Raw genomic sequence first — 6449 nt, forward strand, 5'->3', positions numbered from 1 at the left:
CCCACGGGCACGACCGGGTGCCTCGTCCGGGCCGGACAGAGTCTAGGGTGGACGATCATGGAATTGACCCCGCGCCTGCTGGAACAGTTCGTGGTGCTCGCCGAGGAGCAGCACTTCGGCCACGCCGCCCGTCGGCTGTCGATGAGTCAGCCGCCGCTCAGCCAGGCGATCCAGCGCCTGGAGCGCGGGCTGGGGGTGCTGCTGCTGGAACGCACCGGCAGGGGCGTGCGGCTGACGGCGGCCGGGGTGGCCTTCGCCGCCGATGCCAGGCGGCTGCTGGAGGCGCAGGAGGCGGCCGTGGCCCGGGCCCGCCGGATATCGCGGGGCGCGGAGGGGACGGTGCGGGTCGGCTACGTGAGCAGTCTGGGGCACTGGCACCTGCCCCAACTGCTGGCGGTGGCCGCCCGGGAGCTGCCGGGCCTCCGGCTGGAGGTCCGGCAGCGGGCGTCGGCCGAACTGGCCGAGCAGGTCCGGCAGGGGGCGATGGACCTGGCCCTGGTGCGGCTGCCGGTCCCGGACCTCGCGGGCCTTCGGGTGCGGGAGGCGGCGCAGGAACACACCGTGCTGGCCGTCCCGTCCGGCCATCCGCTCGCCGGGGCCGGCTCGGTGCCGCTGGTGCGGCTGCGCGAGGAGGAGTTCGTGACCGCCGCGCAGCCGGCCATGCCCCGCATCCGCGCGCTGATCGAGGACGCCTGCCGGGAGGCCGGCTTCGAACTGCGCGTCCGCGCCCAGGCCGAGGACCTGACCGGCATGCTCGGCTACACCGCGGCCGGGGTGTGCGTGTGCTTCGTCCCGGAGCGGCTCGCCACGCTCGGCCACCCGAGGATCCGATTCGTGGCGATCGAGGGCGGCGGGCGGCTGGTGACGACGGTCGCGGCGCTGAGCCGGCCGGACGCCGACCCGGCCGTCGCGTCCCTGCTGGACCTGCTGGAGCGCCACCGCCCCGAGATCGAGGGCCCAAGGCCGTCGCGCCCCCAGGAGCGGGACGGCGCCGACACGGCCGGCACCGACACGGGCTCCGCCGTCGCGGGCGGCGCGGCGCTCACCAGCTGAGCGGGGAGGCCCCCAGCGGTTCCGCGGTGCGGGACAGGCGCGGCGCCAGCGAGGAGTAGCGCACCTGGGTCGGCAGGTAGCACACCTCTCCGAACGGCCCGTGCACGGTGGCCAGTTCGGCCGGGTCCCGGGTGGGGTCGGGGGCGGGCAGTTCGACCACGTCCGCGCGCGGGAGCAGACCGAGGTCCCGCACCCACATGCAGACCTTCGCCAGGTCGACGTGCACCCGCCAGCTGCCGCCCTCCCGGGCCCGGCGGCGCAGGGCCTCCAGGGCGCCGGCGGTGCCCAGCACCGCTGCGAGGTAGTCGTTCAGCAGGTAGGTCGGCGGCAGCCGGGGCGCGTCGAAGGAGCCCTCGGCGGCGGCGAAGCCCGTCGCGGCGGAGGCCAGTTGGTCGAAGCCGCCGCGTCCGGCCCACGGTCCCTCGCTGCCCCAGCCGAGGAAGTCCAGCACGACCAGTCCGGGCCGCTGCTCGACCAGTTCCCGCGGGCCGAAACCCTTGGCGTCCAGGCCCAGGTAGTTGCAGACGTAGAGGTCGGTGTCGGCCAGCACGGAGCGGAAGGCGTCGGCCTGGGCCGGGTCGAGCAGGTCGCAGAACGCGGCCCGCTTGCCGATCCCGGTCTCGACGACCATCCCGACCGGGTCCGGGTGGTCGGGCGTGGACACGTGCAGCACGTCGGCGCCCAGTTCGGCGGTCAGGCGCGCGGCGATGGGGCCGGCGATCACATGGGTGTTGTCCAGCACCCGCACCCCGGCCAGCGGCAGGTCCGCCGCCGACGCCGGGCGCGCCGGGAAAGGCGCCGGCAGCGCCGTGAAGGGCTCCGGGGCGCTCTCGCCGACCTTCTCGATCCGGATCAGCGGCCCGTCCTGAAGCAGCCGCCCCTGCGGGTGGCTCAGCCACTCCTCCCGGGTGCGCACCGCGATCGCGGTGCCGCCCCGGGAGCAGATCGCCTCCTCCAGGTCCAGCGCCTGCCACTGGGCGACGGCGGCGGCGATCCGCTCCCGGTCCGGCGGGCAGTCCAGTACGTCGCAGGCGATGTCCCGCAACTGCGGATACGAGAACAGAACGTAGACGAACCTGCCGTCGGCGGCCCGGTAGAAGTCGTTGTTGCCGAGCAGGCCGGGGTCCTCCTGCAGCCGCTCGACCGGCACGCCCCGCATCCTGGTGTGGAACACCGCCATCAGCTGGCGCACCGCCGCCGGCACCGAGACGCTCACGTCCTGCGCCGCGCCGCCGCGCTCCCGGAACAGCGCCGCGACCTCGGTGCCGAGCGCGGCCAGCGCTGCCGCCGCGGCGTCGCCGATCCGGTGCACCGAGGGCGTCACCGGGTCGGCCCCCTCGATCACCACGGCGCCGCCGGCGTGTGCCGCCGTGATCCCCAACTCGCGGTACAGGCCCGCCAGGGCCCCGTACGCCGCGCCGGCCGGGTGTTCCCGTCCCTCTGCCATCGTCCGACTCTCCTTCCGGAGACGAGCCGCGTCCTGCGCGGCGGCCGGCCCGTCCGGGCGGCCTCCACCAGCACAGCCGAACCGGCCCGGCAGCGTCCAATACCCGTTTCCCGGAGCACCGATATCCCCGCCCATATGAGCCCAGCCCGCGCCGCGTGAATATCCTGCGCCCTATCGATCCGGTGCCCAACTCGTATTGGACGGAGCCGAATTCCGCCGGGTTTCCTGGATTGCGGAACGAGGCGGCGCGGCACCGGCCGCCCGCCCTCCCATCACCCCGACCCCAGGAGGTATCTGATGACCGATCAGCCCGTCGGCCCGTCCGGGCGAGGACTCCTCGCCGGGGTGCGCGTCGTCGAACTGGCGAGTGTGATCATGGCCCCGTACGCCGCCCAACAGCTCGGCGACCTGGGCGCCGACGTCATCAAGGTCGAGCCGCCCGCCGGTGACATGACGCGCCACTACCCGCCGCTGCGCCACCCCGGCATGGGCGGCGCGGCGCTCAACCTGAACCGCAACAAGCGCAGCGTCGCCATCGACCTCAAGGCCCCGCACGGCCGTGAGGCACTGCTCGCCCTGCTGTCCACCGCGGACGTCTTCATCACCAACCTGCGCCCGCAGGCCCTGTCCCGGCTCCGCCTGGACTACGCCGCCGTCGCACCCGCCAACCCCGGCCTGGTCTACGCCAACGCCCAGGGCTTCCGCAGCGACAGCGACCACGGCACCCAGGCCGCCTACGACGACATCGTCCAGGCCGCCAGCGGCCTGGTCTGGCTCAACCACCAGGTGTCCGGGCAGCCGCACTACGTCCCCACCGTGCTGGCCGACAAGATCTGCGGCATGCAGATCGCCCAGTCGGTGCTGGCCGCGCTGCACTACCGGGAGCACGGCGGCACCGGTCAGCACATCGAGGTCCCGATGGTCGACACCATGCTGGCCTTCAACCTGGTGGAACACCTGGGCGCGGCCGCCCTGGAGCCCGACGGCGCCTTCGGCTCGCCCCGCTCGCTCAGCCCGCAGCGCCGCGCCCAGCGCACCGCCGACGGCTGGATGTGCATCCTGCCGCAGAGCGACCGCAACTGGCGGGACTTCACCGCCTTCGCCGGCCGCCCCGAACTGGCCGACGACCCGCGCCTGGCCACCGGCCCCGACCGGGCCCGCAACGCCGACGACTTCTACCGGGTGATGGCGCAGCTGACACCGCGCCACACCAGCGCCCGCTGGCAGGAGTTCTGCGATCGCGCGGGCATCGCCGCCGCCCCGGTGCTCGACCTGGAGTCCGCCGCCACCACCGCCTACGCCCGCGAGGGCGGCCTGCTGCGCGAGGCCGACCACCCCACCGAGGGCCGCTACCGGGTGATCGGCCGCCCGGTGCGCTACTCGGCCGACCCCGAACCGCCGCTGCGGCCCTGCCCGGCGATCGGCCAGCACACCGACGAGGTGCTGCGGGAGGCCGGCTTCGACCCGGCCCTGCTGCACTCACCGGACGACGCCCCGGCCCTGCTGCACTGACCGGACGATTCCGCCCCAGATTCCCACCAACCGCTTCGGGAGCCACCCATGACCACGGCAACACCGTCCCCGCTCGGATTCCCCGACACCGCCCTGCCCGCATCGGCCCGCCGGCTGCGCACCGAGGTGCGCGCCTTCCTCGACGAGGAGCGCGGGCGCGGCACCGTACTGGGCCGCCCCGACTCCTGGCTGGCCGGCTGGGATCCGGACTTCACCCGCCGCCTGGCCGCCCGCGGCTGGGTCGGCATGGCCCTTCCCGCCGAGTACGGCGGCGCCGGGCGCGGCTTCCTGGAGCGCTACGTGGTGATCGAGGAACTCCTCGCCGCCGGCGCCCCGGTGAGCGCGCACTGGGTCTCCGACCGGCAGGCCGGCCCGTCCGTGCTCCAGCACGGCACCGAGGAGCAGCGCCGCTTCTTCCTGCCCCGGATCGCGGCCGGCGAGTGCTTCTTCTCGATCGGCATGAGCGAGAAGAGCAGCGGCTCCGACCTGGCCTCGGTCCGGACCCGGGCCGAACGCGCCGCCGACGGCTGGCGGCTGAGCGGCACCAAGATGTGGACCGGTGGCGCCCACGCCAACGACTACGCCATCGTGCTGGCCCGCACCGACGACGCCGAGGACCGGCACGAGGGCCTGAGCCAGTTCATCGTCGACCTGCGGGCCCCGGGGGTGCGGATCGAGCCGATCCACCTGATGAGCGGCGAACACCGCTTCAACGCCTTCCACCTGGAGGACGTCCACGTCCCCGACGGCATGCTCCTGGGGCGCCGGGGCGACGGCTGGAAGCAGGTCACCGGCGAACTCGCCTTCGAACGCAGCGGGCCGGAGCGCTACCTGTCCACCTTCCCCCTGCTGGTGTCCCTGCTGCGCGAGCTCTCCCGGCACACCGCCACCGCCGGGCAGCTGGCCCAGGTCGGCCTGCTGACCGCCCGCCTGCACGGCATCCGCCGGCTCTCCCTCGGCGTGGCCGCCGCGCTGGACGCCGGGGCCTCGCCCGACACCCAGGCCGCCCTGGTCAAGGACCTCGGCACCCGCCTGGAGACCACCCTGGTCGACACCGTGCGCGCCGTCCTGCCGACCCCGGCCGACCCGCACGCCACCCCCGGCAGCCACGCCGAACTGCTCGCCTTCGCCCTGCTGCACAGCCCCGGCTACACCCTGCGCGGCGGCACCAACGAAATCCTTCGCGGCATCATCACTCGTGGACTGGAGCAGCACCGATGAGCACCCACACGATCGACACCACCACCCCCGTCGTGACCGCCGACGCGTACGACACCACCGCGTTCTTCGCCGACCCGGACGCCATCGCCGTGGTCACCAACGCCACCGCCCCGGACGCCGTGGCGCTGCCCGGCCCCGGGGCGCCCACCTCCGAACTCCTCGCCGCCGCCCGGGAGGCCGGCCGCCTGGCCGTCCCGGCCCCGTTCGCCGAGACCGCCCTGGTCGCCCGCCCGCTGCTGCGCCGGGCCGGGCTGCCCGTCCCGGACGGCCCGCTCAGCCACGCCGTCGCCCCCGAGCTGACGATCCGCCACGCCCACCCCTCGGCCAGCGCGGTCGGCTCGGCGGGCAGCGCCGGGCAGGACGACGCGCTGCTGGTCACCGGCACCCTGCGCCGGGTGCCATGGGGCAGGGAGGCCGAAGCGGTGGTGGTGGCGGCCCTCGCGCCCTTCGGCCCGGTCCTGTTCACCCTCGATCCGGGCCGGGCCGTCCTCGCCCCCGGTGCCAACCTGGCCGGGGAGCCGCGCGACGACCTGCACCTCGCCGGGGTCGAGATCCCCGCCGAGCGGGTGCGTCGGATCCCCCGCGAGCTGCTGGAGGAGGCCGGGCTGCGGGCGGCCCTGGCCCGCGCCGCGCTGATCGCCGGAGCCGCCGGGCGCTGCGTCGAACTGACCGTCGCCCACACCGGCGCCCGCACCCAGTTCGGCCGCCCGCTCAGCCGCTTCCAGGCCGTCAAGCAGGAGCAGGCGAAGCTGATCGAGGAGGCCGCCCTGGTCACCGCCACCGTCCAGGCCGCCGCCGCGCCGCTGGACGCCGGCGGCACCGCCGCCCGGTTCGCCGTCGCCGCCGCCAAGACCCAGGCCTCCGCCTCGGCCGCCGAGATCGCCCGCATCGCCCACCAGCTGCACGGCGCCATCGGCATCACCACGCTGAGCCCGCTGCACCTGGCCACCAGCCGCCTGTGGTCCTGGCGCGACGAGGACGGCGACGAGACCCACTGGGCCACCCGCCTGGCGGGCACCGTCACCGCCGACACCCTCTGGCCCGCCCTCACCGCCACCCCCTGACCACCCGCCGGGGCGGCCCCGGCAAGGCCCACGCGCGCGCAGGAAGTCGCCCCCGTCGACTTTCCTCTCGGGCGTGGGGAGTCCGGCGAAGGGAAAAAGGGGACAGAACACAACGAGGGGGTCCGTGATGTGGGGGGTTGGGGCGGGGGCGG

The 6449-nt window shown here is 75.1% G+C and carries 5 protein-coding genes; 4 read left to right on the forward strand and 1 reads right to left on the reverse strand.

Translation table 11 applies throughout. From position 1 onward, the window contains the following. Positions 1–57: 57 nt before the first annotated feature. The gene (locus ACZ7BZ_RS27345; protein WP_470360641.1) at positions 58–1053 is read left to right on the forward strand and encodes a LysR family transcriptional regulator; all 996 of its coding nucleotides are present in this window, start codon (positions 58–60) and stop codon (positions 1051–1053) included. Here the strand turns inward: ACZ7BZ_RS27345 and ACZ7BZ_RS27350 are convergent. Next, positions 1043–2500: a CoA transferase gene (locus tag ACZ7BZ_RS27350; protein WP_470360642.1), complete on the reverse strand. Its 1458-nt coding sequence runs from the start codon at positions 2498–2500 to the stop codon at positions 1043–1045. The genes ACZ7BZ_RS27345 and ACZ7BZ_RS27350 overlap by 11 nt on opposite strands. A gap of 297 nt (positions 2501–2797) precedes the next feature. Here ACZ7BZ_RS27350 and ACZ7BZ_RS27355 point away from each other — a divergent pair, with 297 nt between their 5' ends. Genes ACZ7BZ_RS27355 through ACZ7BZ_RS27365 form a run of 3 tightly spaced genes read left to right on the forward strand, consistent with a single transcriptional unit; the run spans position 2798 to position 6297 of the window. Then, a complete protein-coding gene (locus tag ACZ7BZ_RS27355) occupies positions 2798–4012 on the forward strand; it encodes a CaiB/BaiF CoA transferase family protein (protein WP_470360643.1) in 1215 nt (404 codons plus the stop codon). Positions 4013–4060: 48 nt separating this feature from the next. Then, complete coding sequence (locus ACZ7BZ_RS27360; RefSeq protein ID WP_470360644.1) at positions 4061–5233, forward strand: acyl-CoA dehydrogenase family protein; 1173 nt, start codon at positions 4061–4063, stop codon at positions 5231–5233. After that, on the forward strand, positions 5230–6297 hold the full coding sequence (locus ACZ7BZ_RS27365; RefSeq protein WP_470360645.1) for an acyl-CoA dehydrogenase family protein: 1068 nt from the start codon (positions 5230–5232) through the stop codon (positions 6295–6297). The genes ACZ7BZ_RS27360 and ACZ7BZ_RS27365 overlap by 4 nt, the downstream gene beginning before the upstream one ends. Positions 6298–6449: the final 152 nt, after the last annotated feature.

The organism is Kitasatospora sp. NPDC036934 (assembly GCF_055608425.1).